Raw genomic sequence first — 22147 nt, 5'->3', positions numbered from 1 at the left:
GAAGGAGGACGCCGATGGCTGACGAGACGATCGGCATCGTCGGCGCCGGCATCGTGGGCCTGGCCCTGGGCCGCGAGATCGCGCTCCGCCGGCCCGGCACCCGGGTCGTGGTCTTCGAGAAGGAACCGCGGGTCGCCCTGCACCAGACCGGCCACAACTCGGGCGTCGTACACGCCGGCATCTACTACCCGCCCGGCAGTCTGAAAGCGGACCTGACCGTCCGCGGCGTGGCGTTGCTGCGCGAGTACTGCCAGGACCGCGGCCTGCCCTACCGGGAGACCGGCAAGCTGGTCATGGCCGTCCGCGAGGACGAACTGGGCCGCATGGAGAACCTCTACCGGCGGGCCAAGGACAACCACGTGCCCGACCTCAGAAAGGTCTCCCGGGACGAGATCAAGGAGCTGGAACCTCACGCCGGCGGCATCGCCGCCCTGCACTCCCCGCGCACCGCGATCACCGACTACCCGGCGATCGCCCGGGAGTTCGCCGAGGACATCACCGCCTCCGGCGGCGAGGTGAAGCTGGGCTTCCCCGTCACCGGCATCACGGAGGTCCCCGGCGGCATCGAGGTGGCCTCCGGCGAGCGGCGCGTGAGGACGGACCGGCTGATCCTCTGTGCCGGCCTCCACTCGGACACGGTCGCCAGGCTCGCCCGGGACCGGCCAGAACCCAGGATCGTCCCGTTCCGCGGCGAGTACATGCTGCTCAAGCCCGACCGCACCCACCTGGTGCGCGGCCTGCTCTACCCGGTCCCCGACCCCCGCTACCCCTTCCTCGGCGTGCACTTCACCCCGCGCGTCGACGGCACGGTGGAGGTCGGCCCCAACGCCGTCCTCGCCCTCGCCAGGGAGGGCTACCGGCTCACCACGGTCTCCCCGCGCGACCTGCTCGGCCTCGCCGCCTACCCCGGCGCCTGGCGGATGGCGGCCCGGCACTGGCGTACCGGCGTCAAGGAGTACCGCGGCTCGCTGTCCACCGCGGCGTACATGCGCGACGCGGGACGCTACGTCCCCGGGGTCGGCGCCGAGGACGTGGTGCGCGGCGGAGCGGGCGTCCGCGCCCAGGCCCTGGACCGGGACGGCACCCTCGTGGACGACTTCCGCATCCACCGGGCCGGCCGGATCACCGCCGTGCGCAACGCGCCCTCACCGGCCGCCACCGCCTCCATGGCGATCGCCGAACACATCGCCGGCGCCGTCTTCGACGACGCCTGACGCGATCCGCGAACGCCCTGCGTACCGCGCGTTTTCCCGCAACAACAGCTTGCGTCCCGGGCTCTCGGCAAGGCCCCGGCACCCACCTAGCGTTCCTTCCACACCACCGCAGCGTCCCCGACGAGAAAGCGAGTCACGACATGTTCGTCGTCGACACCCAGATCCACATCTGGAAGGAAGAGACCCCGGACCGCCCCTGGGTCCCGGGCGCCCGCGAGCGCATCCGCCTCAACGGCCACCGCGAGGAACCCTTCTCCTACCAGGAGGCCCTGGAGCTGATGGACGAGGCCGGCGTCAACCGGGCCCTCATCCTCCCGCCGTCCTGGGAGGGCAACCGCATCGACTACGCCCTGGAGGCGTGCGAGGCCCACCCCGACCGCTTCGGCATCATGGCCCGCGTCCCGCAGGACAACGAGGCCGAGGGCACCGCGATGCTCAAGGACTTCGCCCAGAACCCGCACATCAAGGGCACCCGGCTCACCTTCCACCGCCCGCAGGACCGCAACTGGATGATCGACGGCACCAACGACTGGTACTGGCCGGTCGCCGAGCAGCTCCGCGTCCCGACCATGGTCCACGCTCCCATCTGGAAGCGTGAACTGGGCGAGATCGCCGCCAAGCACCCCGAGCTGAAGATCATCATCGACCACATGGGCATCATGGCCCGCTGCGTCGACGACGCCATCGGCTACTGGGTCCAGGAGACCGCCGACCTCGCCCCGCACCCCAACATCTACGTCAAGGTCTCGGCGCTGCCCGGCTACTCCACGCAGCCGTTCCCGAACAACAACATCCAGAAGTACGTCCGCGAGATGGTCGACAGGATGGGCCCGCGGCGCTGCTTCTACGGCACCGACATCACCCGCCTGCTCGGCCACGGCATCACCTACACCGACACCATCGAGCAGTTCACCAAGCACTGGGACTTCACCCCCGAGGAACTCGAATGGATCATGGGCCGCGGTATCTCCGAGGTCCTGAACTGGCCGTACGAGGGTTGAGGGACCGGACGAGATGACGGACACCCCCCAGAACGAACCGGGCGCCGCCGCCGGGGACGGCGGTGACGGCGGTGACGCCTTCGTATCCGCCTTCACCGCCGCCGGCGCCGACTACCTCTTCTGCTCCTCGGGCTCCGAGTGGGCCCCGGTGTGGGAGTCCCTGGCCCGCCGCCACCGCGACGGCGAGCCGGCCCCCGGGTACCTGGACCTGACCCACGAGACGGTGGCGGTCGGCATGGCCACCGGCTACGGACTGCTCCGGCGCCGTCCCCAGGGCGTGCTCCTGCACGCCGCCCCCGGTCTGCTCCAGGGCTCCATGGCCGTGCACGGGGCGCTGCTGGCGGGGGTGCCCATGGTGGTGGCCTCCTCGGAGTCCACCACGTACGGCGACGGCCCCGGCCAGGACCCGGGCGGCCAGTGGTACCGCAACCTGTCCGTCGTGGGCGGCCCGCACCAGGTGGCCCAGCCGTTCACCAAGTGGGCCAACGAGGCCGCGCACATCTCCACCCTGCCCACGATGATCACCCGGGCGGCGGAACTGGCCCGGCGGGCCCCGGCCGGCCCCGCCTACCTCAACATCCCGCTGGAGACCCTGCTGGAGGAGTGGGACGGCCGCGAGGCCAAGCCCGTCGTGCCACCCGGCTCCACCCACTCCTCGCCCGAAGAGGCCGACCGGGTGGCCCAGCTGATCCGCGAGGCGGAGAACCCGGTCGTCGTCACCGAGACGGCCGGCCGCGAGGCGGGCGGCTTCGAGGCCCTCGTGGCCTTCGCCGAGGCCTGGGACATCCCGGTCGTCGAACCGGACTCGGCGGTGTGCGCCAACTTCCCCCGCACCCACCCCCTGCACGCCGGCAGCGACATCGGACCGTGGATGACCGAGGCGGACCTGATCCTCCTGGTCAACTGCCGGGCCCCGTTCTACCCGCCGAGCCGCCGGCCGTCGAAGGCCAGGGTCGTCGTCATCGACCAGGTGCCGCAGCGCCCGCACATCGCCTACCAGGTGCTGTTCGCGGACGCCTACCTGGAGGGCGACGTCACGCACACCCTGCGCCAGCTCACCAAGCGGGCGAAAGACCTGGACGAGACCGCGGTGACCGCACGCCGGGCGGCCCAGGAGACACGCCACACCGCCGAACGCGAGGCGATCGCCGCCGCCGAGGCCGCCGCCGAGCGGTCGCGGGGCGTGGACCCGGTCCTGGTCGCCGCCACGCTACGGCGGCTGCTGTCCGGCCGGGACGGCATCGTCGTCGACGAGACCATCACCCACAGCAGGACCGTCAGACGCCACCTGCGCACGGACGCCCCCGACTCGTACTTCTACGTCCAGGGCGGCCTCGGCCAGGGCATCGCGGTCGCCCTCGGCGTCAGACTCGCCGCGCGGCAGCGGCCCGTGGTCCTCACCGTCGGCGACGGCGCCTTCGCCTACAACCCGGTGATCCCGTCGTACGACGCGGCCAGGAGCTACGGCCTGCCGCTGCTGATCGTGGTCTTCAACAACCGCGTCTACAAGTCGATGAACCTCAACCACCGCCGTTTCTACCCCGAGGGCGCCGCCGCCGGGACCGGCGAGTGGCTCGGCACCGACCTGCACCGCCTGCCCCGCCTCGCGGCCTTCGCCGAACCCTTCGGCATGCACACCGAGACCGTCGACACCACCGACGCCCTCGCGCCCGCCCTGGAGCGCGCCCTGAAGGCCGTGGCGGAGGGCACCACCGCCGTCGTGGACGTCCTCGTCACCCGCTGACCGACCCAGGAGACCTACGCACCATGACCGACACCCCGACCCCGGCCCCGAAGCCGGGCAAGGTCCGCGTCCCCGCCGACGACCTGCGCGCCTTCGCCGCCGCCCTCCTGGAGAAAGGGGGCCTGAGCCCCGAGCACGCCGCCACCACCGCCGACGTCTTCGTCTGGGCGGCCCGGCGCGGCGTCGAGTCGCACGGCGTGGCCCGCGTCCCCGCCTATCTCGACCTGCTCGCCGAGGGCGTGGCCAACGCGACCCCCGACCTCAAGGTCGAGTCGGCCACCCCCGCCGCCGCCGTCATCGACGCCGACCGCGCCCCCGGCCCGGTCGCCCTGACCGCCGCCGCCGACGAGGCGGTCGAACGGGCCCGCGCCTTCGGCATCGCCTCCGTCGGCGTACGCCGCACCGTGCACACCGGCGCCATCGGCTACTACGTCTCCAGGATCGCCGACCAGGGCCTGGTCGGCCTCGGCTTCGTCGCCGGCATGCCCAACATGGGCTTCACCGGCGTCAAGGGCGCGGCCGTCGCCACCAGCCCCCTGGCGATCGCGGTCCCGGCCGCCGGCCACGCCCCGTTCCTCCTCGACATGGCGACGGCCACCATCGCGCTCGGCAGGATCCGCCAGGCCAGGGCCGACGGCACCCCGCTCCCCGAGAACGCCGCCGCCACCGAGGACGGCACCCCCACCACCGACCCGTCCCTGGCGGTCATGCCGCTGCCGCTGGGCGGCGCCAAGGGCTCGGGCATGTCCCTCGCCTTCGAACTCCTCACCGGCGTCCTGGTCGGCGCGCCGATCCTCTCCTCCTTCCACTCGGCCGACCCGGCCGGCCGCCGGCACCGCCAGAACGCCCTGCTCATCGCCGTCGACCCGGCGGCCTTCGGCGGCAGCGCGGAGGAGTTCACCGGCGCCGTCGACACCACGCTGGACACCCTCAAGGGCCTGCCGGCTGCGGAAGGCGCGTCCGGCGTGTACTACCCCGGCGAGCGCAGCGCCGCCGTGGCGGCCGAGCGCGGCGCGAACGGCGTACCGGTGGCCCCCAAGGTGTGGCGCGAACTGACCCGAACCGCCGAGAAGTTCGGCATCACACCCCCCGACGCCACCTGACCCGGGGGCCCCGTACGTCGCCGGCCGCACTCAAGGGGGGACGGCCGGCGACTTCCCCCACTCCGGGCATACGGTAGGCTTGACCTGCGAGTTCACGGGACGTGGCGCAGCTTGGTAGCGCACTTGACTGGGGGTCAAGGGGTCGCAGGTTCAAATCCTGTCGTCCCGACTTGAGAGAGTCGCAGGTCAGAGGGTCCGCCGGAGCAATCCGGCGGGCCCTCTGCCGCATGTCTAAGCTTCCGGCGATCAGGCGTACGGGTCCCCCGGGCACGACGCCGGCGGCCGACGCCGTGGCGCCGTCCGGGCCGTGCGAGATCCGGAATCCGGACCGGTCCGTGTTGATCGTGGGTGACCGGTAGCCGGCCCGGTGGAAGTACATGAGGTACGGCAGACAGCGTGCCTCGCCCCGGTCGTCGAACCTCGCGTATTCCTGGTGTTGCGGAGTCAGTTCGTCGCGGTGGAGTCTCACGAGTGCTTGCTCCTCGGAAGGGATGGTCGGGCAGGCGCGTCAGCCGTGGAACAACAGCCCGCGGTGCAGCTTGTGCTGGGCCGCCTGCGCCAGGGGGCGTATGACGAGCCGGTCGACGTCGACGTGCTGCGGCAGGCCGACGGCCAGGGCCAGGCACTCCGCGACGTCGTCCGTGGTCAGCGGCCGGTCGACGCCCTCGTACACGGCGGCGGCCCGCTCGGCGTCGCCCCGCATCCGGTTCGTCGCAGGAGTCCACTTCACCGGCGAACCGGCTGACCGCCGTGCCGTCCGTGATGTCCACACGGTGGACCCGCGCGCCCGTCTCCTGTGCCAGCGCTCGCAGGCGGTCCGGGCGCCGGGCCACCGCCACGACGTCGAACCCGTCTTCCGCCAGCCGGCGGACGGCCGCCGCGCCGATTCCGCTGCTCGCACCGGTTACCACTGCCGTGCCGGGCACCGGACACCACCCCCCTTCTTGATTCAGCACATGCTGATGGACAGGCGCCGAAGAATGCGGGATCGCCTGAATTCCACGCCGCTTGGGTAAGGGAGTTTTTTGTTCCGGCCCTGCCGCGGTGCGCACCTGAATCATTTCTCGGACGGCGGGGTGGCGGAACCAATGCGAACAGTCGTGATCACGCATTGCGGGATCCCGACGGGGGAACAGATCGCCCATACGTCGTGCGTCCATCGACGTATGGGCGATCGGGTGAGGTGGCCGGTCAGGCCGGCGTCGTCGGGAGCGAGGTGTCGAGGGCCAGGGTGATGGCCAGTGTGGCCAGCACGGCGCCCATCAGGTAGCGCTGGGCGCGCAGCCACGAGGGCCGGCGGGCGAGGAAGACCGCGATCGCGCCGGCCGCGAGGACGATGGTCAGGTTCACCCCGACACTCACGACGATTTGTATCGCGCCGAGCACGAGCCCCTGGAACAGGACGTGTCCCGCGTCGACGTCCACGAACTGAGGGATGAGCGAGAGGTACATGATGGCGATCTTCGGGTTGAGCAGGTTGGTCATCAGGCCCATCGTGAACAGCCGGCGCGGGGAGTCGTGCGGGACGTCCTCCGGGGTGAAGACGGAGATGCCACCGGGCTTGAGCGCCTTGTACGCGAGCCAGGCGAGGTAGGCGGCGCCGGCCAGCTTGATGGCCACGTACAACTCGGGGGCGGCCAGGAAGACGACCGACAGGCCCAGGTTGGTGGCGACCAGGTAGACGAGGAAGCCGAGGGCGACACCGCCCAGGGAGATGATCCCGGCACGGCGGCCCTGGGTGATGGAGCGCGAGACCAGGTAGATCATGTTGGGTCCGGGGGTGAGCACCATGCCGAGCGCCACCACCACGACGCCCAGGATCGAGCTGATGTCAAACACGACGTGCTCTCTTTCTCTGCTGCCTGACCTGTCGTCGCCGCTCCGTGGCACCGCTCGTCCCGGTCACCCCGCCGCCTCCGGACCCCGCAGCCGCGACACCTCGTGCAGGTCGTGGCCGACGTCATGAAGGAAGTGGCTGGTGAAGAACTCGACGCTGAGCCGGGGGTCCGCCGCCGGGTCCGGGTGGTCCCAGCCGGCCTGCGACAGGTCCTCGAACCGGCGGGCCAGGTCCTCGGCGGCGCGCCGTAACCCCGGTGCCACCCGCCGCGGGTCCTCCTCGCGGTAGGGCCGGAGGAACTCCGCTCCGCTCCAGGGGTCCGGGGCGATACGGAGCGGTCGTGCCGGACCGACCCCCAGCATTTTCACGAGCCGTTCGTGGAAGAGTTCGCTCATGTCACGCGTGTGGCATCCGTACTCCAGGGGAGACCACGCGCGGAGCACGGCGGGGGCCGTGTGCCGGTCGAACGGGTGGAACGCGAATCCGCACCGGGGCGGCGCCACCGGGATGCCGCGCGACGTCACCATGGGATGTCCCTTCCTCGCTCGGTGGACCGCCACGCCCTTCGGAGCGATGTCCGTGCCATGAGCGGGGCAATCCGGAGTGTATTGATTCGATCAGATTGATGCAATCGCCAATATTGCACTCGGTGCAATCTTCCGCTTAGATTCGACCTACGGACAGGCACGGGAGAGGAAGGCGTCGTGAGGGACTACCAGCAAGTCGCGGACGCGGTGGCCGCGGACATCGCGACGGGCCGCCTCAGACCGGGCGACCGTCTCCCGCCGCAGCGGGACTTCGCCCGTCAGCAGGGCATCGCCAACTCCACGGCCGCCCGCGTCTACAAGGAACTCTCCCATCGCGGTCTGACGGTCGGCGAGGTCGGCCGCGGCACCTTCGTGCGGGCCGTCGGCCGAGTGGCCGGACCCGCCCCCGGCGAGCCGACGGACCACGGGATCAACCTGGCGCTCAACTACCCGACCGTGCCCGAGCAGGCCGGACTGCTGGCGGCGGGGCTCGACAAGCTGCTGCGCCCCGACGTCATGGACTCCGTCCTGCGGCCCGTCGGCGCGGCCGGCACCCCGGCCCTGCGCCGGGCCGCGGCTGAGCTGCTCGCGCGCGGCGGCTGGCGTCCCGACCCGGCCCGGGTACTGTTCGCCGGGAACGGCCGGCAGGCCATCTCCGCCGCCATCACCGCGCTGGTCCCCCCGGGCGCCCGGCTGGGCGCCGAGGAACTCACCTACCCGGCGCTCAACGCCATCGCCGGCCACCTCGGCATCACCGTGGTGCCGCTGGCGATGGACGGAGCGGGGGTGATCCCCGAAGCCGTGGCGGCCGCCCACCGCAGCGCTCCGCTGCACGCCGTCTACGTGCAGCCGACCCTGCACAACCCGCTCTCCCTCACCATGCCGTGGGAACGCCGGACCGAACTCGCCGAGGTGCTCACCCGGTGGGGGATCTACGCCGTCGAGGACATCATCTGGGCCTTCCTGTACGACGATCTGCCACCGCTCGCGGCTCTCGCGCCCGAGCACACGGTGGTCGTCGACAGCCTCTCCAAGCGGATCGCACCGGGTCTGACCGCCGGGTTCGCCGCGGTGCCCGGCCCGATCGTCACCGGCATGACGGCGGCCCTGCACTCCCGGGGGTGGACGCCCTCGCGGTTCGCGCTGGAAGCGGCGGCCCAGTGGCAGGCGGACGGGGCCGTGAGCGCCGTCGTACGGGCCAAGCAGCGTGCCGCGCTGGCGCGGCAGGAGGTCGCCGAGCGGCACCTGGGCGATTTCACGGTGCGCACCGATCCGCGGTCGTACTTCTGCTGGTGGCAGCTGCCGCCCGCCTGGCGCGCCGACATGTTCGTCGCCGCCGCCGCGCGGCAGGGCATCGCGGTGACCCCCGCCGCGGCGTTCTCCGTGGGCCTCTCCCGCTCGCCGAACGCGATCCGGATCGGCCTGGCGTCACCGCAGCTCGATGTCCTCTCGCGGGCTCTGGCCACCCTCGCCGAGCTGGCCCGTTCGGTTCCGGACGACCTCGTCACCGACTGACGGCCGCGACAGCAGCCGTTTCATCAGCGGCCCCGTCATGGCGGTGGTCACCACGGCCATCAGCACCATCACGGAGAAGAGTCCGGCGTCCAGCAGGCCGATCTCCAGGCCCACCCCGAGCACGACGATCCCGGTCAGCCCCCGGGTGTTCATCAGCACTCCGAGGGCGGTCGCCTCGCGGCGGCCGAGCCCCTGCGACCAGGCCCCCAGGAAGCCGCCCGACACCTTGCCCACGACCGCGGCCGGCAGGACCAGCAGCAGTACCAGGAAATCGCCGCCGCCGACGGAGCACAGGTCGACGCGGAGCCCGGCCGTCACGAAGTACGCCGGCAGCAGCACGGCCGAGCCGACCCCCGAGGTCAGCGTGAGCGCCCGGTCGCGCAGCCGGCCCTGGCGGCGCATGGCCGCCCCGAAGAGGAACGCCCCGAAGATGCAGTGGAATCCGGTCCACTCCGACAGCGCGCAGGAGGCCAGCAGCCCGCCGAGGACCACGGCCACGGCCCCCGGCGACGCCGTCCGGTGCGTGCGCCCAGCGTCGCCGGCCGGTCCGCCCGCCGGTCCGCCGGCCGCGGCGAGCCGCCGCAGCAGGGGCCTGACCACGGTGCACATCACCGCTCCGAACGGCAGGAGCAGCAACTGCCGCCAGGGCGGTCCTCGGCCGCGCCGCCGGTGAGGGCGACGGGCACGGTGAGCATCGCCCAGCACACCACGTCGCCCACCGCGGCGGCCGTCAGGGCCAGGGCGCCCAGCTCGGTCCGGTGCAGACCGAGGTCGGTCAGGATCCGTGCCAGCACGGGGAAGGCGGTCACCGAGACGGCCACCGCGAAGAACAGCACGAACGCGGTCCGTTCGGGCGGCGCGTGGCCGCGCAGCAGGAATGCTCCGACTATTGCTCCGAGGGCGAACGGCACCGCGATCGATCCCAGGACCAGCCCGCCGACGCGCTGCCGCTGGGCCCGCAGCAGCCGGCCGTCGAGTTCCATGCCGACCACGAACATGAGCAGGGCGAGCCCCGTGTGCCCTGTGCCCCAGGGAATGCAGGGACGGGCGGATGTCGGGCGGGAACAGCGTGCCGGCCACGCCGTCACCGAACAGGGTCGGGCCCAGCAGGACGCCGGCCAGGATCTCCCCGAGGACCGGGGCTGCCCGATCCTGCGGCACACCCGGCCCAGCAGACCCGCGAGGAACACGATCAGTGCCAGGCCGGCGAAGAGCAGCGTGAACTGATGTGAGGTCATCGCGGGTCCCCGATCGGGAGCGGGTGTTCAGAGGTCGAGCGAATCGGCGATGATCGCCTTCATGATCTCGCTGGAGCCGCCGAAGATCCGGTTCACCCGGGCGTCGGTCCAGGACCGTGCTATCCCGGTCTCGGCGAGGTATCCGTATCCGCCGTGCAGTTGCACGCACCGGTCCACGACGCGGCCCTGCATCTCGGTACACCCCGTCCACGGTGGACTCGGTCGGCCAGGGTGACGCCTCCGGCCCGGCCGGCATCGCCGCCGACTTCGGCGGCAACGTCTGAGACCGTGGCCGACCAGCACCCGAGGGCGTGCCGCCACCGCGGCGGACGTCAGGAGCGGCCCCGCGCCGGGCGCAGTGTCTCGCGGAGCCGGCTCAGGTGGCCGGTGATGCCTGCCAGCAGGTCGGTGCGGCGGCCGGAGAGGAGCCACTGGAGCTGGAGGCCGTCGGAGACGGCCACGCACTCGCGCGCGACGGCCTCGTAGTCGGCGTCGGCGCGGAAGGAGCCGCTGCGGGCGCAGGCGCGGAAGCGGGCGGCGAGTTCGCTGACGGTGCGTTCGTAGCGGGCCGCGAAGAGTTCGTGGGCGGCGCTGGAGGGGTCGGCGGCCTCGGCGCTCAGGGTCACGAACAGTTCGATGAGCCCCGGCTCGGCGACGAACCGGCGGGTGACCGCGAGCAGGGCCTCGATCAGCGCGTCGCCGTCGTCCTCCGCGTCGGCGGCGGCGTCCACCACGGCCGCCGCCACGTCGAAGCGGTGCTCGGCGACGGCGAGCAGCAGGTGCTGCTTGGACGGGAAGTGGTGCAGCAGGCCGGTCGCCGTGATCCCGGCCTCCTTCGCGACACGCGTCATGGAGGTGTGCGCGTACCCCGCCGTCGCGAACTGCTCGCTGGCCACCGCCACGATGCGGTCGCGCCGCTTGCGCCCGACGGCGTAGCTGCCACGACGTTTCGGCTCGCTCACGCTCATGAACGCCAGGTTACCGCCGAAAAACGAACCCATTGGCTTTTCAGCGAAACCCGAGTACTTTCGGTTTTCGTTCTCCCCGCCCGACGGGGCAGTGCCGCGAAGGAGCGCCTGGTGTCCGCTACGCCCGTCACCGATCTGACCGTCGAGTACCAGCCCCGCGCCCTCGCGGTCGCGGTGCCGCGGCCCCGGCTGTCCTGGGTGCCCGGGCGGCCGCAGGCGGCGTACGAGATCGAGGTCTTCGCCGGTGCTGCGCGGGTCGTGGGCACCGGGCGGGTGCCCGGCCGGGAGTGCCATCTGGTGGAGGTGCCCGGTCTGCGACTGCGCTCCGACACCGACTACGCGTGGCGGGTGCGGGTGTGGGACGAGACGGGCACCGTGAGCGACTGGGCCACCGCCCGGTTCGGCACCGCGCTGCTGGCCGCGGCGGACTGGACGGCCGAGTGGGCGCTGCCCAGGGCCCGCCCCACCGAGACCGAGCGGTGGACGCTGCGGGACTGGATCGAGGGCCGCCGCCCCGAGCGGGAGGTGACCGAGCGGCTGGTGCCGGTGCGGCTGCTGCGGCAGCGGTTCACCCTGGACGCCCCGGTGGTGCGCGCCCGCCTGTTCCTGACCGCCCGGGGCGTCTACCTCGCGGAGCTGAACGGCACCGCCGTCGGCGACGAGGTGCTGGCCCCGGGCTCGGACAGCTACGCCTCCCGGCTCTCCGTGCAGTGCTACGACGTGACGGAGCTGGTCGGCCGCGGCGCCAACGCGCTGGGGGTGGCGCTGGCGGACGGCTGGTGGGCCGGGCGGATCGGGCTGACCGGGTCGAGCGCCCAGTTCGGGGAGCGCACCGGCGCCCTGTGGCAACTGCACGTCGAGACCGCCGACGGGCGGCGGCACCGGGTGGTCTCCGGCTCCGACGTGGTCGCGGCCGAGGGCCCGTGGCCGTACGCGGACCTGTTCATCGGCGAGTGCTTCGACGCCCGCCGGCACGATCCGGCGTGGAGTACACCGGGCTACGACGACACCGCCTGGACCCCGGTGGAAACCGCCCCGGCCGACCCGGGCGTCCTGGTGCCGTTCGCCGGGGAACCGGTGCGCCGCGTCGGCGAACTGCCGGCCGTGTCGGTCGTCGCCGACCCCGGCGGCGGGTGGATCGCCGACTTCGGGCAGGTCGTGGCCGGCCGGGTGAGGCTCACGCTGCGCGCGCCGGGCGAGGGCACGTCCGTCACCCTGGAGCACACCGAGACGCTGGACGCGGACGGCCGCTGGTTCCAGAACATCGAGGGCATCAACAAGGAGCAGTGCGACACCTACATCGCGGCCGGCCGGCCCGTCGAGGAGTGGGAACCGTCCTTCACCTACCACGGCTTCCGCTATGTGCGGCTGCGCGGCCTGTCCGCCCCGCCCGCCCCGGACGACCTGCGGGCGGTCGTGCTCTCCAGCGACCTGCGGCAGACCGGCACGCTACGGCTGTCCGACCCGCGTCTGGACCGCCTGCACCGCAACGTCGTGTGGAGCCAGCGGGCCAACTTCCTCTCCGTTCCCACCGACTGCCCGCAGCGCGAGCGGGCCGGCTGGACCGGCGACATCCAGGTCTTCGCCCCCGCCGCCACCAACAACGCCCTCGTCGCCCCCTTCCTGACCCGCTGGCTGGACAACCTGCGCACCGACCAGGACGCCGAGGGCCGCGTCCCCATCGTCTCGCCGCGCTCGGCCTACGACGACCAACTCGCCGAAGCCGCCGAAGGGTTCGCGTCGATCAAGGCGTGCGCCGGGTGGAGCGACGCCATCGCCCTGGTGCCCTGGACGCTCTACGAGCGGTACGGCGACCGGCGCGTGCTGCGCGACAACCTGGACGCCGCCCTGCGGTGGATCGGCCACCAACGGGCCCGCGCCGCCGACCTGCCCGACCGGCTGCGGGACATCCCGCTCGACCCGGAACGCCGGCGCCGGCAGGCGCTGCTGTACAACGCGGGCGAGCACTTCGGCGACTGGCTCACCCCCAGCACCCTGGAGGGACGACCGCTGCACGAAGCCATCGGCATCGCACCGCGGCTGACCGCCGAGCTGGTCGCGCCGATGTTCCAGGCCCGCACGCTCACGATCACCGCCCGCTCCGCCGCCGTCCTCGGCCACAGCGCCCTCGCCGGGCGGCTGCGCGCCGAGGCGGCCGAGGTGCGCGCCGCGTTCACCGCCGAGTACGTCGGCCCCGACGGACGCCTGCCGGTCGACCTTCAGGGCCCCTACGTGCTGGCCCTCGCCTTCGACATGGTCCCGGCGGCGCTGCGCCCGGCGCTCGTCGGCCACCTCGTCCGCCTGATCACCGAGCGCGGTGACCGCCTGGACACCGGCTTCCTCTCCGTGCCGTACCTGCTCGACGTGCTCTGGGAGGCCGGGCACGCCGATCTGGCGCGGCGGCTGCTGTGGCAGGACCGGTGCCCGTCCTGGCTGTACGAGGTGGACCGCGGCGCGACCACCGTCTGGGAGTCCTGGGACGCGATCGCGCCGGACGGCACGGTCCGCGCGGTCTCCTTCAACCACTACGCCTTCGGCTGCGTCGACGACTTCCTCTACCGGCGGATCGCGGGCATCCGGCCGACCGCGCCGGGCTACCGGTCGGTCACCGTCGAACCCGACCTGGCCGGTCCGCTCGACCGGTGCGCGGCCGAGGTGGGGACGCCGTACGGTCCGCTGCGCGTCGACTGGAGCGTGGCCGACGGCACGGCGGTGGTCCACGTCGACGTGCCGCACGGCGTGGACGCCGTCCTGGTCGCGGCCGGCCGCTCCACCGCCCTCGCCCCCGGCACCCACGACCTGCGCGTCCCGCGCCCGGCCCGCGAACCCGACAGCCCTCGCCGCTGATCCGCGGGCACCGACCGCCGCCACTGATCCGCCGCCACTGAGGCCCTTTCACGGTCATACCTCGAACAAGGGAGTTCCCGATGACCGCAAAAGCTCTTCCCCTGCGCACCCCGGCCGCCGCGGACCCGGGCCCGCACCCGCGGCCGCGCCGCGGTTTCGTCCCCGTCCTCGCGGTCACCGTCGGTTCCCTCAACGGCGTCCTCCTGGCCGCGGCGGTCCTCACCCTGTCGCTCGCGGCCACCGCCATCGACAGCGCCCGCGCCACCACCGTGCTCTCGGTGGTGGTCACGGCGGGCGGCGCGGCCCAGCTGGTCTGCTACCCGCTGATCGGCAAGCTCAGCGACCGCACCACCGGGCGCCTGGGCCGCCGCCGGCCGTACCTGATCGCGGGGGCCGTGGTGATGGCGGCCGGCGGCGCGCTGGAGGTGGCCGCCGCTTCGACCGCGGTCCTGGCGCTGGCCTACGTCACCCTGTCCGTGGGCGCGGTCTCAGCCCTGGTGGCGTGCAACGCGATCGTCCCCGACCAGCTGCCCGCCGACCGGCGCGGCCCGGCCTCGGCGGCCATCGGCCTGGGCGCCCCGATCGGTGCCGTGGTCGGTATCTTCCTGGCCCAGCTGGGCCAGCCCGACCTCGGGCTGATGGTCCTCTACCCGACCGCGCTGGGCGTCGCCTGCGCCCTGTTCCTCGCGGTGTTCGTGACCGACCGGCCGACCGGCCTCTCCGACCGCCCCCCGCTGTCCCCGCGCGCCTTCCTCTCCACCTTCGTGTCCACCTTCTGGGTCAACCCGCTCCGGCACCCCGCGTTCGGGTTCGCCTGGATCAGCCGGTTCTGCATCTTCTTCGGCGTCTCCTGCGTCAACTCCTACCAGGCGTTCTACTTGATCGCGGTGCAGCACGTGGACCCGGCGACGGTCGGCACCAGCGTGCTCACCGCGTCCCTGGTGGGCACCGGCACGGCCCTCGTCTTCTCCCCGCTCGCCGGGAAGCTGTCCGACAAGGTGGGCCGGCGCAAGCCGTTCGTGATCGCCTCGGCGGTGCTGTTCGCGGCCGGCCTGGTGCTGACCGCGCTCGCCACCGACTTCACCGGCTTCCTGCTCGCCGTCGCCGTCACCGGGCTGGGCCAGAGCGTGTACTTCGCGGTGGACTTCGCCCTGATCACCGAGGTGCTGCCCGACCCGGATGACACCGCGAAGGACCTCGGCATCATGAACCTGGCCATGTCCCTGCCGTCCTCGGTGGTACCGGCGATCGCCCCCACCCTGCTCGCCGTCGGCGCCACGGCCGCCGTCCCGCAGAACTTCACCGTCCTGTTCGGCACCGGAGCGGCGGCCGCCGTCATCGGCGCGCTGGCCGTCGTCCCTCTGCGCGGCGTGCGCTGACACGGCGGCACGGGTCAGCGGTGGGCGCCGCCGCCGGGCCGGCCGACGCGGTCGAGGAAGGCCGGCACCCGTTCGGGGACCAGCGTCGCGGCCGGTTCGTCGTACGACGGCGACGACATACGGCACGCGGCTGCCTTCGGAGATCCGGAGCCCGTGGCAGGCGGAATCGCCCAGGTGGTCGCGAAGACGGCGGAACGAGCCGGTGGCGCGCATCTCGGCATCGTGGTCATCGCCGTGCCGGGAGCGGTGATCGACGGCAAGATCGGCCACGCGATCGGCCTGGGATGGCGTACGACCGACCTGGCGGCCTTGGTCGCCGCGCACCTGCCGCACATCGACTGCCCGGTCGAGGTCGTGAACGAGGCCAACACGACTGCACTCGCGGAGTACCACGCGCTCGCCGCGCAGGGCGTCGAGCACCCCGGCACCGTCGTCTACACGCCCGCCCACGCCGGAGTGGGCGGCTGCCTGCTCATCGGCGGACGTGTCCACCTGGGCAGCCACGGCATGGCAGGGGAGATCGGACACGTGCCGGTGTCCCTGGACGGCCCGCCCTGCCGCTGCGGGGCACGCGGCTGCCTGAACACCTGCCTTCACCTGCGGGCACTGACCCGGGCCGCCGGTATCCCCGAAGGGACGGGAGGGCCGGGACCCGCCGCGGCGCGGGCCGAGCTGGACCGCCGGCTGCGCGCCGGTGACAGCGGGCCCGCGCGGCACTCGACACCGCCGGACACGCCCTGGGCGCCGCCCTGCTGGCCGTCGCCAGCGTCACCGACGCGGGAGAGGCCATCCTCGGCGGCCATCTCGCCGACTGGGCTCCGTGGTTGACGCCGGGCATCGACACCCGGCTCGCCGGCCGGAACACCGCCATCGAGTACGTGGGGTTCGCGGTCTCCACCGGTGTCCTCGGTCCTGACGCCACACTCAGGGGTGTCGTCCACGTAGGCAGGGAACATGTGCTGGCGGCGCCCACCGTCGTACCGGTGCCGGTGTCTCCGCAGGTCGGTTCATGACCCCGTGGGTCACAAGAAGCTGTCGGCGAGAGGGCTGTGTGTGACCGGGCAGGGCGTCACTCCTGGTAGTCGGGGTACCAGGGCCTGGGGTCGACGTCGCGGAACTGCGCGCGGGTGAACATGTCCCGCAGGTCGTAGGGCCGGGTGGCGTCGTAGATCATCTTGGCGGTGATGCCCTTGGTGCCGAGGTCCGGGTTGTACTGGGGGGTCTGGGAGGGGTCCAGGACGTGCCCGGCGACACCGGGGAGCACGATCAGGTCCCGGTCGGCCTGGAAGCGGGTGGTCATGGCCCACAGCACGTCCTCGGTGTCGAACGGGTCGACGTCCTCGTCGACCAGCACGACGTGCTTCAGCTCGGTGTAGACGCCCAGGGCGACGACGCCGACCTGCCGGGCCCGGCCGTCGTCGAACGCGGCGGTCTTCTTGACCTGGATGATCTGGAGGAACTTGCCGCCGCCGGAGGGGTGCGCGTACGTCTGCTGGACGAAGCCGGGATACTCGTCCTCACACATCCGCATCACGGCGGCCTCGGTGGGGATGCCGGCCAGGGAGACGTGTTCCTCGCCGGGGCCGACCAGGGTCTGCACGATGGCGTTCTCGCGGGTGGTGACGGCCTTGACCTTGATCACCGGCAGTGCGGGGGCGGCGGGCCCGTCGTAGCCGGGGAACTCGGGCATCGCGTGCCCGGTGTTCGTGTTCTTGTCCTCGGCGATCCGGACCTTCGGGAGGATCTCGCCCTCGATGACGATCTCGGCGCGGGCGATGGCCTTCTGGTCCACGGTGAGACAGTCGACGAGCTGGACGCCTTCGCCGCGCAGCGCGCCGCCGATGGTCAGCTCGTCGAAGCCGAGCGGGGTGGTGGGCGCCTCGAAGGAGGTGCCGAGGTAGACCGCCGGGTCGAGGCCGATGTTGATGGAGACCGGCAGTGCCTCGCCGCGTTCCTCGGCCTTCTTGCGGAAGGCGTCGATGTGCCGGCCGGGCGCGAAGAAGATGGAGATCTCGTCCGCGCTCTGGACGCACAGCCGGTGGATGGTGACGTCGGTGTGCCCGGTGTCGGGGTCCGAGCCGAGGACCAGGGCCTCGCAGAAGTACGGCCCGGCGTCCTGGTCGGTGTTGGTCGGGGCGGGCAGCAGGGTGCGCAGGTCGAAGCCGTCCTGGTCGGCGCGGTGCACGACCTCCTGGCAGGGGGCCTGGTCGGCGCCGACGAAGACCGGCTCGACGGGGTTGCGCACCGCGTCGGTCATCCGCCCGGTCAGCTCGCGCGGGGAGCAGCCCATGAGCAGCCCGACCCGGTCGCGGCTGGCCAGCAGTCCGACCAGGATGCGGGCGCCGTCGTAGCCCTTGACCTTCTCGAACAGCATCGCCGGGCCCACCCTGGTCGGCCGCTGGACGGTGCCGCCGGCCCCGACGCGCTTGTAGACACCGGCCAGTTCGCCGTACGGATCGACGGGGTGGTCGGTGGTGTGCAGCTGCCCCGGGTGATCCTTGAGCAGGGCCAGCGCGGAACGCAGATCGTTGACGGAGGCGGGCTGGTCGGACATGGCGGATCTCCAGAGGGGACGGGAGCAGAGGGGGATCAGAGACCCGGTTGCTCGCGGGCCGCGGCCAGGCCGGTCCAGCGGCCCGGGTGGTCGGTGACGATGCCCAGCTGGTCCAGAACCCGCGCCACCAGGTGGTCGACGATGTCGTCGAGGCCGGTCGGCCGGTTGTAGAAGGCGGGCACCGGCGGCACCACCACCGCGCCCATCCGGGACAGGGCGAGCAGGTTCTCCAGGTGGACCTCGCTCAGCGGGGTCTCACGCGGTACGAGGACCAGTCGGCGCCGCTCCTTCAGTGTCACGTCCGCGGCCCGTCCGATCAGCCCGTCGGCGTACCCGGTACGGATGCCCGCGACGGTCTTCATGCTGCACGGCGCGATCACCATGCCGTCGGTCGGGAACGAGCCGGAGGAGATCGCGGCCGCCTGGTCACCGGGTCCGTACACGACATCGGCGAGCTTGGCGACCTCCCGGGCGCTGTAGGGGGTCTCCAGCTCGATGGTGGTGCGGGCCCAGCGGGACAGCACCAGGTGAGTCTCCACACCGTCGATGCCGCGCAGCACCTCCAGCAGCCGGACCCCGACCGGCGCGCCGCTGGCCCCGGTCATGCCGACGACGAGCCGCCCGGTCACGCGCCCGCCCCCGTCGCCGTACGGGCGGCGGCCCGCTCATTGGCGGCCGGGCTGCCGCCCTCCTGCCACGCGTAATAGTCGGTCTGGTCCAGGCCGGCGAAGCCCAGCAGCCGGGCGGTGAACTCCTCGAACATCTCCCCCACCGTGCCTGGCAGGTTGTAGTACGTCGGGATCATCGGGTAGACGACCGCACCGGCCTCGGTGGCCTGCGTCATGTTGCGCAGGTGGACCAGGTTGAACGGGGTCTCGCGCACGCACAGCACCAGCGGGCGGCGCTCCTTCAGGCAGACATCGGCGGCCCTTTCGATCAGCGAGGACGACTGCCCCTGCGCGACCCGGCTGACGGTGCCGAGTGAGCACGGCACGACGATCATGCCCCAGCTGGGGTAGCTGCCCGAGGTGTGCGGACCGTCCCAGCCGCCCGCGTCCCACGCCGACACCTTGGGCGAGGTCCGGCCCAGCAGCACCTGGGCCATGTCACCGTCCTCGGCACTGCCGAACTCGTGCGCGACGAGCTTGCGACCGTTGGGTGAGACGAGCAGGTCCACGTGGGCGACCCGCTCGTCGCGCTCCAGCGCGGCCAGCACATAGCGGGCCATGCGGGTACCGCCGGCGCCGGTGACGGCCAGGGTGATACTGCGCTGCTCCGCCATGTCAGCCTCTCTTCTTCCCCTGTGTGGGAACAACATCTGTGCGGGGATCACGAATACTGCGCTACCGCGCAGAAGTATTCCGTTACCGGGCGAAAGCGGCATCCCGGACAGGGGTGCCGCCCTGTCGGCCGTGCGCGTCGCACCAGGGTGCTGGCTGTATGCGGGAAGGAACGCGTGACGGGTGAGAGCGGAGCGGTATGGACGTCCGGCAGTTGGAGTACTTCCTGGCGGTCGTCGACCGTGGCGGCTTCGACCGGGCGGCGTCGGCGCTGTACGCGTCGCAGCCGTCGTGGTCCCAGGCGGTGCGTGGCCTGGAGCGTGATCTCGGGACGGCCCTGTTCCAGGCCGCGTACCGTAAGAGATCGCGAGGACGGTCGATGAGCAGCGGGGGATGCGGCGTGGCCTATGCGATCGGGCTCGTATGCATGCGCTCTGGACCTGGGACTGTGGTGCTGTGACGTGCGCGCCGGGCACGCAAGAAATCCGGTCACCGCTGACACACCCGACTGTCGCGCACCGCATTTCGTGAGGAGTTCTACCTGCCAAGTGCCGTGCTGTTGCGTGCCTAGCAGGCCGGCCAGGACGGCGGGGGAGTCGAAGCGAGGCAGGCACAGCCAGTCGATCGAACCGACATCGCAGACGTGAGCGCTGGTCTGCATGTCGCCGATCAGGCCGTACTGCTCGATACGCGGAAGGCGCTTCATCGTGTGGGTCTCCGTAGGTCCCCGGGATCCGGGGATAGTTTCTGGGTCACTGCAGCGGCTGGGAACGGCTGTGAGGGGACGCTCGGCAGCTACCGAAGCCGAGGGACGCCTGCTCAAGCCTCGGCACGAAAGCCGCTCCATCGAGGAGTTCTCCCATCTGACACTGGCCGGCGACCGGAACCTTCGTTCACCGGAATCACCGGCGCCCCAATCAACTGGCTGTCGGCTACCCGAAGTTGGTCAGCGTGGAAGGCCGCGTCCTCCTGGTGACAGATTTCGACGCGGTCGAGGGGGCGCCGGTCGTGGACTTGGCCCCGTACTTTCAGCAGATGGGGCTCCGAGGAGTCGTTCGTCAGCCGGTCTGGCCGGGCGAGATGCTCGCCAGGTCGATTGCACAGCGCTACCAGTTCTGCGCACCACGGGCACCGAGCTCGTCGATGAGAGGCGACGGAGCCCACACGGTGCTCGGGACCCTGAACAGCACGCGCGCGGAGGCACCTCCTGCATCCTCTGTCTGGCCGATATGCGCAGATATTTCCCGTGGCTCTCACTCCTGGGGGTCAAGGGGGCGCAGGTTCACAGCCTGTCGTCCCGACTGGAGACAGTCGCAGGTCAGAGGGCCCGCCGGAGCAATCCGGCGGGCCCTCTGCCGTAGGTGGGTCGATCAAAGTGGTTGGGGCAGGAGTGTCGGGCCGGTTTCGCAGGGGTGTGTATCTCCTGGTGAGTGGCGGGGTGTGCCGGCCCGCGACGAGTAGGCTGATCGTTCGTCATCGGACGGAGGAGGCCGACGTGGACTATGGCGACAAGCTCTTCTGGCTCTCGGTTGTGATTCAACGCAAGTACGCGCAGATCTGCGCAGAGTTCGACCTGACCCCCTCGCAAGCCACGCTGCTCTGTGCAGTCAGGGACGAGCCGCGGCAGATGGCTGACCTCGCAGCGTCGTTGGGTATGACCAAGAACGCATTGAGCCAGCTGGTCGATCGCACCGCGCGACGTGAGTTGGTCGGCCGGGCGAGCTCGGCGCAGGACCGACGGGTCGTCATGCTCAGTGTGACGCCCACAGGGAAGGTGCTCGCCGAGGCCGTTTACGACGAGGTCGCCAGGCGCCTGCCCGAGATCGCGAGGAACCTCGACGCCGACGACCAGCGCGACTTCGAGCGCGTGGCCACCGCCATCGTGGACACCTCGGACCTCTCTTCGCCCACCTCGAACCAACCCATCACACCGTGAGGTCCCGCTGCACCCGCGCCTTGACGTAGTTCATGCCGTGAACTAGTTTCGTTCACGCCATGAACTAGTGAAGGGTGGCAGCGATGAATACACAGACGACCGGCACGATCGCAGTCTTCGGTGCGACGGGGCAACAGGGCGGGGCGGTGGTCGACGCGCTGCTGGACCACAAGGCGCGGGTGCGGGCTTTGGTCCGCAACCCGCAGTCCGACCGGGCTCAGGCGCTGGCCGCCCGCGGCGTCGAACTGGCGGCCATCCGGGCCGACGACCCGGCGTCGCTGGCCGCCGCGCTGGCGACGGTCCAGGGGTTCTACTTCATGACCCCGGAGGCGAACAGCCTCGAAGAGGTCGAGGCGGAGATCCGCGTCGGTACCGCGCTCGTCGACGCGGCGGCCGAGGCGGGCGTACCGCACGTCGTGTTCAACTCGGTCTTCGGAGCGGACCGGGAGTCGGGTGTGCCGCACCATGACTCGAAGCACTGGATCGAGGAGCACCTGAGGAAGTCCGGCCTGAGGGCCACGATGGTTCGCGCGACCGCCTTCATGGAGAACTTCGCGAGCGTGATGGCGCCGAGCCTGGAGCACGGGGAGATCGTGCTGAGGCTGCCGCTGCCGGAGGACGTCGCCCTGAAGATGATCTCGGTCAGGGACATCGGCCGGGTCGCCGCCGCGCTCCTGCTCGACGCCGCGGAGGCGCCCGGCGGAACCGTCGAACTCGTCGGCGACGAGCTGACGGGCCCCCAGATCGCCGCGGCGTTCGGCGCGCGCGCCGGGCTCCCGGCACGGTACGAGGCCCTCCCGTTGAGCGTGCTTCCCAATGACCTCGACAAGGCGATGTTCCGCCAGTTCGCGGAAGCGGCGGAACCCCCTTCGGACCTCGCGGTGGTGCGCTCGATCGAGCCGGCCACCCTGGACCTGGTCGAGTGGATCCGAGCTACCGGCTGGACCGCGCCCACGAACGTGGCTGGTTCCTGAGCCTCCGGCCGCGGATGACAGCGTGTCAAC

Annotated in this window: 18 protein-coding genes, 1 tRNA gene and 5 pseudogenes; 13 read left to right on the top strand and 11 right to left on the bottom strand. The window is 71.9% G+C overall.

Annotated features, from left to right (window positions below; all coding sequences use genetic code 11):
• Positions 1–14 precede the first annotated feature (14 nt).
• The 5 genes from lhgO to ACIQR3_RS31895 all read left to right on the top strand — a co-directional run bounded on the left by lhgO (position 15) and on the right by ACIQR3_RS31895 (position 5231).
• The gene (gene lhgO, locus ACIQR3_RS31915) at positions 15–1214 is read left to right on the top strand and encodes an L-2-hydroxyglutarate oxidase (RefSeq protein ID WP_403544155.1); all 1200 of its coding nucleotides are present in this window, start codon (positions 15–17) and stop codon (positions 1212–1214) included.
• 140 nt (positions 1215–1354) lie between these two features.
• Positions 1355–2215, top strand: coding sequence for an amidohydrolase family protein (locus ACIQR3_RS31910; protein ID WP_403544153.1), 861 nt, complete (start codon positions 1355–1357; stop codon positions 2213–2215).
• A gap of 13 nt (positions 2216–2228) precedes the next feature.
• On the top strand, positions 2229–3959 hold the full coding sequence (locus ACIQR3_RS31905; RefSeq protein ID WP_403544151.1) for a thiamine pyrophosphate-dependent enzyme: 1731 nt from the start codon (positions 2229–2231) through the stop codon (positions 3957–3959).
• A 23-nt stretch (positions 3960–3982) separates the two neighbouring features.
• Positions 3983–5062 (top strand): Ldh family oxidoreductase, encoded by a 1080-nt coding sequence (locus ACIQR3_RS31900; RefSeq protein ID WP_403544149.1) that lies wholly within the window; start codon positions 3983–3985, stop codon positions 5060–5062.
• 95 nt (positions 5063–5157) lie between these two features.
• Positions 5158–5231: transfer RNA gene (locus ACIQR3_RS31895), tRNA-Pro, on the top strand.
• Positions 5232–5570: 339 nt separating this feature from the next.
• On the opposite strand, the pseudogene ACIQR3_RS31890 reads toward ACIQR3_RS31895, so the two are convergent.
• The 3 genes and pseudogenes from ACIQR3_RS31890 to ACIQR3_RS31880 form a co-directional block, all read right to left on the bottom strand.
• Positions 5571–5988, bottom strand: a pseudogene (locus ACIQR3_RS31890) (SDR family NAD(P)-dependent oxidoreductase).
• 265 nt (positions 5989–6253) lie between these two features.
• Positions 6254–6853 carry a LysE family translocator gene (locus ACIQR3_RS31885; protein ID WP_403544267.1) on the bottom strand — a complete coding sequence of 200 codons (600 nt, stop codon included), beginning with the start codon at positions 6851–6853 and terminating at the stop codon, positions 6254–6256.
• Between the two features lie 111 nt (positions 6854–6964).
• Positions 6965–7426 carry a hypothetical protein gene (locus ACIQR3_RS31880; RefSeq protein WP_403544147.1) on the bottom strand — a complete coding sequence of 154 codons (462 nt, stop codon included), beginning with the start codon at positions 7424–7426 and terminating at the stop codon, positions 6965–6967.
• A 177-nt stretch (positions 7427–7603) separates the two neighbouring features.
• On the opposite strand from ACIQR3_RS31880, the gene ACIQR3_RS31875 reads away from it, so the two are divergent.
• Complete coding sequence (locus ACIQR3_RS31875; protein ID WP_403544145.1) at positions 7604–8941, top strand: PLP-dependent aminotransferase family protein; 1338 nt, start codon at positions 7604–7606, stop codon at positions 8939–8941.
• On the opposite strand, the gene ACIQR3_RS31870 is transcribed toward ACIQR3_RS31875, so the two are convergent.
• From ACIQR3_RS31870 to ACIQR3_RS31855, 4 genes and pseudogenes are all read right to left on the bottom strand, one after another.
• On the bottom strand, positions 8855–9541 hold the full coding sequence (locus ACIQR3_RS31870) for a cation:proton antiporter (protein ID WP_403544144.1): 687 nt from the start codon (positions 9539–9541) through the stop codon (positions 8855–8857). The two genes, ACIQR3_RS31875 and ACIQR3_RS31870, sit on opposite strands and share 87 nt — an antisense overlap.
• 8 nt (positions 9542–9549) lie before the next feature.
• Positions 9550–10179, bottom strand: coding sequence for a cation:proton antiporter (locus ACIQR3_RS31865; protein WP_403544142.1), 630 nt, complete (start codon positions 10177–10179; stop codon positions 9550–9552).
• Between the two features lie 27 nt (positions 10180–10206).
• A pseudogene (locus tag ACIQR3_RS31860) lies at positions 10207–10380 on the bottom strand (acyl-CoA dehydrogenase family protein); the annotation flags it as partial.
• 131 nt (positions 10381–10511) lie between these two features.
• On the bottom strand, positions 10512–11147 hold the full coding sequence (locus ACIQR3_RS31855) for a TetR/AcrR family transcriptional regulator (RefSeq protein WP_403544141.1): 636 nt from the start codon (positions 11145–11147) through the stop codon (positions 10512–10514).
• A 111-nt stretch (positions 11148–11258) separates the two neighbouring features.
• On the opposite strand from ACIQR3_RS31855, the gene ACIQR3_RS31850 reads away from it, so the two are divergent.
• The 3 genes from ACIQR3_RS31850 to ACIQR3_RS31840 all read left to right on the top strand — a co-directional run bounded on the left by ACIQR3_RS31850 (position 11259) and on the right by ACIQR3_RS31840 (position 16201).
• Positions 11259–13994: a family 78 glycoside hydrolase catalytic domain gene (locus ACIQR3_RS31850; RefSeq protein WP_403544139.1), complete on the top strand. Its 2736-nt coding sequence runs from the start codon at positions 11259–11261 to the stop codon at positions 13992–13994.
• A gap of 80 nt (positions 13995–14074) precedes the next feature.
• Entirely contained in the window at positions 14075–15373 is a 1299-nt protein-coding gene (locus tag ACIQR3_RS31845; RefSeq protein ID WP_403544137.1) for an MFS transporter, read from the top strand.
• Between the two features lie 153 nt (positions 15374–15526).
• Positions 15527–16201 carry an ROK family protein gene (locus ACIQR3_RS31840; RefSeq protein WP_403544135.1) on the top strand — a complete coding sequence of 225 codons (675 nt, stop codon included), beginning with the start codon at positions 15527–15529 and terminating at the stop codon, positions 16199–16201.
• A gap of 241 nt (positions 16202–16442) precedes the next feature.
• On the opposite strand, the gene ACIQR3_RS31835 is transcribed toward ACIQR3_RS31840, so the two are convergent.
• The 3 genes from ACIQR3_RS31835 to ACIQR3_RS31825 are packed head-to-tail and all read right to left on the bottom strand — an operon-like array spanning position 16443 to position 19209.
• On the bottom strand, positions 16443–17927 hold the full coding sequence (locus ACIQR3_RS31835) for a UbiD family decarboxylase (RefSeq protein WP_403544133.1): 1485 nt from the start codon (positions 17925–17927) through the stop codon (positions 16443–16445).
• 35 nt (positions 17928–17962) lie between these two features.
• Positions 17963–18556 carry a non-oxidative hydroxyarylic acid decarboxylases subunit B gene (locus tag ACIQR3_RS31830; protein ID WP_403544131.1) on the bottom strand — a complete coding sequence of 198 codons (594 nt, stop codon included), beginning with the start codon at positions 18554–18556 and terminating at the stop codon, positions 17963–17965.
• Positions 18553–19209 carry a UbiX family flavin prenyltransferase gene (locus ACIQR3_RS31825; RefSeq protein ID WP_403544129.1) on the bottom strand — a complete coding sequence of 219 codons (657 nt, stop codon included), beginning with the start codon at positions 19207–19209 and terminating at the stop codon, positions 18553–18555. The genes ACIQR3_RS31830 and ACIQR3_RS31825 overlap by 4 nt, the downstream gene beginning before the upstream one ends.
• A gap of 197 nt (positions 19210–19406) precedes the next feature.
• Between ACIQR3_RS31825 and ACIQR3_RS31820 the strand changes: the two are divergent.
• Positions 19407–19568, top strand: a pseudogene (locus tag ACIQR3_RS31820) (LysR family transcriptional regulator); the annotation flags it as partial.
• Between the two features lie 177 nt (positions 19569–19745).
• On the opposite strand, the pseudogene ACIQR3_RS31815 reads toward ACIQR3_RS31820, so the two are convergent.
• A pseudogene (locus tag ACIQR3_RS31815) lies at positions 19746–19913 on the bottom strand (trehalase-like domain-containing protein); the annotation flags it as partial.
• A gap of 164 nt (positions 19914–20077) precedes the next feature.
• Here ACIQR3_RS31815 and ACIQR3_RS31810 point away from each other — a divergent pair.
• From ACIQR3_RS31810 to ACIQR3_RS31800, 3 genes and pseudogenes are all read left to right on the top strand, one after another.
• Positions 20078–20296, top strand: a pseudogene (locus ACIQR3_RS31810) (TrmO family methyltransferase); the annotation flags it as partial.
• Positions 20297–20702: 406 nt separating this feature from the next.
• Positions 20703–21143 (top strand): MarR family winged helix-turn-helix transcriptional regulator, encoded by a 441-nt coding sequence (locus tag ACIQR3_RS31805; protein WP_403544128.1) that lies wholly within the window; start codon positions 20703–20705, stop codon positions 21141–21143.
• 83 nt (positions 21144–21226) lie between these two features.
• Complete coding sequence (locus ACIQR3_RS31800; RefSeq protein WP_403544126.1) at positions 21227–22117, top strand: NmrA/HSCARG family protein; 891 nt, start codon at positions 21227–21229, stop codon at positions 22115–22117.
• Positions 22118–22147: the final 30 nt, after the last annotated feature.

Origin of the sequence: Streptomyces sp. NPDC090994, assembly GCF_044768905.1 — a bacterium.
In the GTDB taxonomy this organism is placed as follows: Bacteria; Actinomycetota; Actinomycetes; order Streptomycetales; family Streptomycetaceae; genus Streptomyces.
This window is presented reverse-complemented; position numbering and strand designations above follow the sequence as displayed.

Coding starts and splice junctions, on each gene's coding strand:
- ACIQR3_RS31900 (WP_403544149.1), top strand. CDS start 3,983: ATGACCGACACCCCGACCCCGGCCCCGAAGCCGGGCAAGGTCCGCGTC.
- lhgO (WP_403544155.1), top strand. CDS start 15: ATGGCTGACGAGACGATCGGCATCGTCGGCGCCGGCATCGTGGGCCTG.
- ACIQR3_RS31855 (WP_403544141.1), bottom strand. CDS start 11,147: ATGAGCGTGAGCGAGCCGAAACGTCGTGGCAGCTACGCCGTCGGGCGC.
- ACIQR3_RS31835 (WP_403544133.1), bottom strand. CDS start 17,927: ATGTCCGACCAGCCCGCCTCCGTCAACGATCTGCGTTCCGCGCTGGCC.
- ACIQR3_RS31910 (WP_403544153.1), top strand. CDS start 1,355: ATGTTCGTCGTCGACACCCAGATCCACATCTGGAAGGAAGAGACCCCG.
- ACIQR3_RS31905 (WP_403544151.1), top strand. CDS start 2,229: ATGACGGACACCCCCCAGAACGAACCGGGCGCCGCCGCCGGGGACGGC.
- ACIQR3_RS31825 (WP_403544129.1), bottom strand. CDS start 19,209: ATGGCGGAGCAGCGCAGTATCACCCTGGCCGTCACCGGCGCCGGCGGT.
- ACIQR3_RS31865 (WP_403544142.1), bottom strand. CDS start 10,179: ATGACCTCACATCAGTTCACGCTGCTCTTCGCCGGCCTGGCACTGATC.
- ACIQR3_RS31845 (WP_403544137.1), top strand. CDS start 14,075: ATGACCGCAAAAGCTCTTCCCCTGCGCACCCCGGCCGCCGCGGACCCG.
- ACIQR3_RS31880 (WP_403544147.1), bottom strand. CDS start 7,426: ATGGTGACGTCGCGCGGCATCCCGGTGGCGCCGCCCCGGTGCGGATTC.
- ACIQR3_RS31885 (WP_403544267.1), bottom strand. CDS start 6,853: ATGGTGCTCACCCCCGGACCCAACATGATCTACCTGGTCTCGCGCTCC.
- ACIQR3_RS31800 (WP_403544126.1), top strand. CDS start 21,227: ATGAATACACAGACGACCGGCACGATCGCAGTCTTCGGTGCGACGGGG.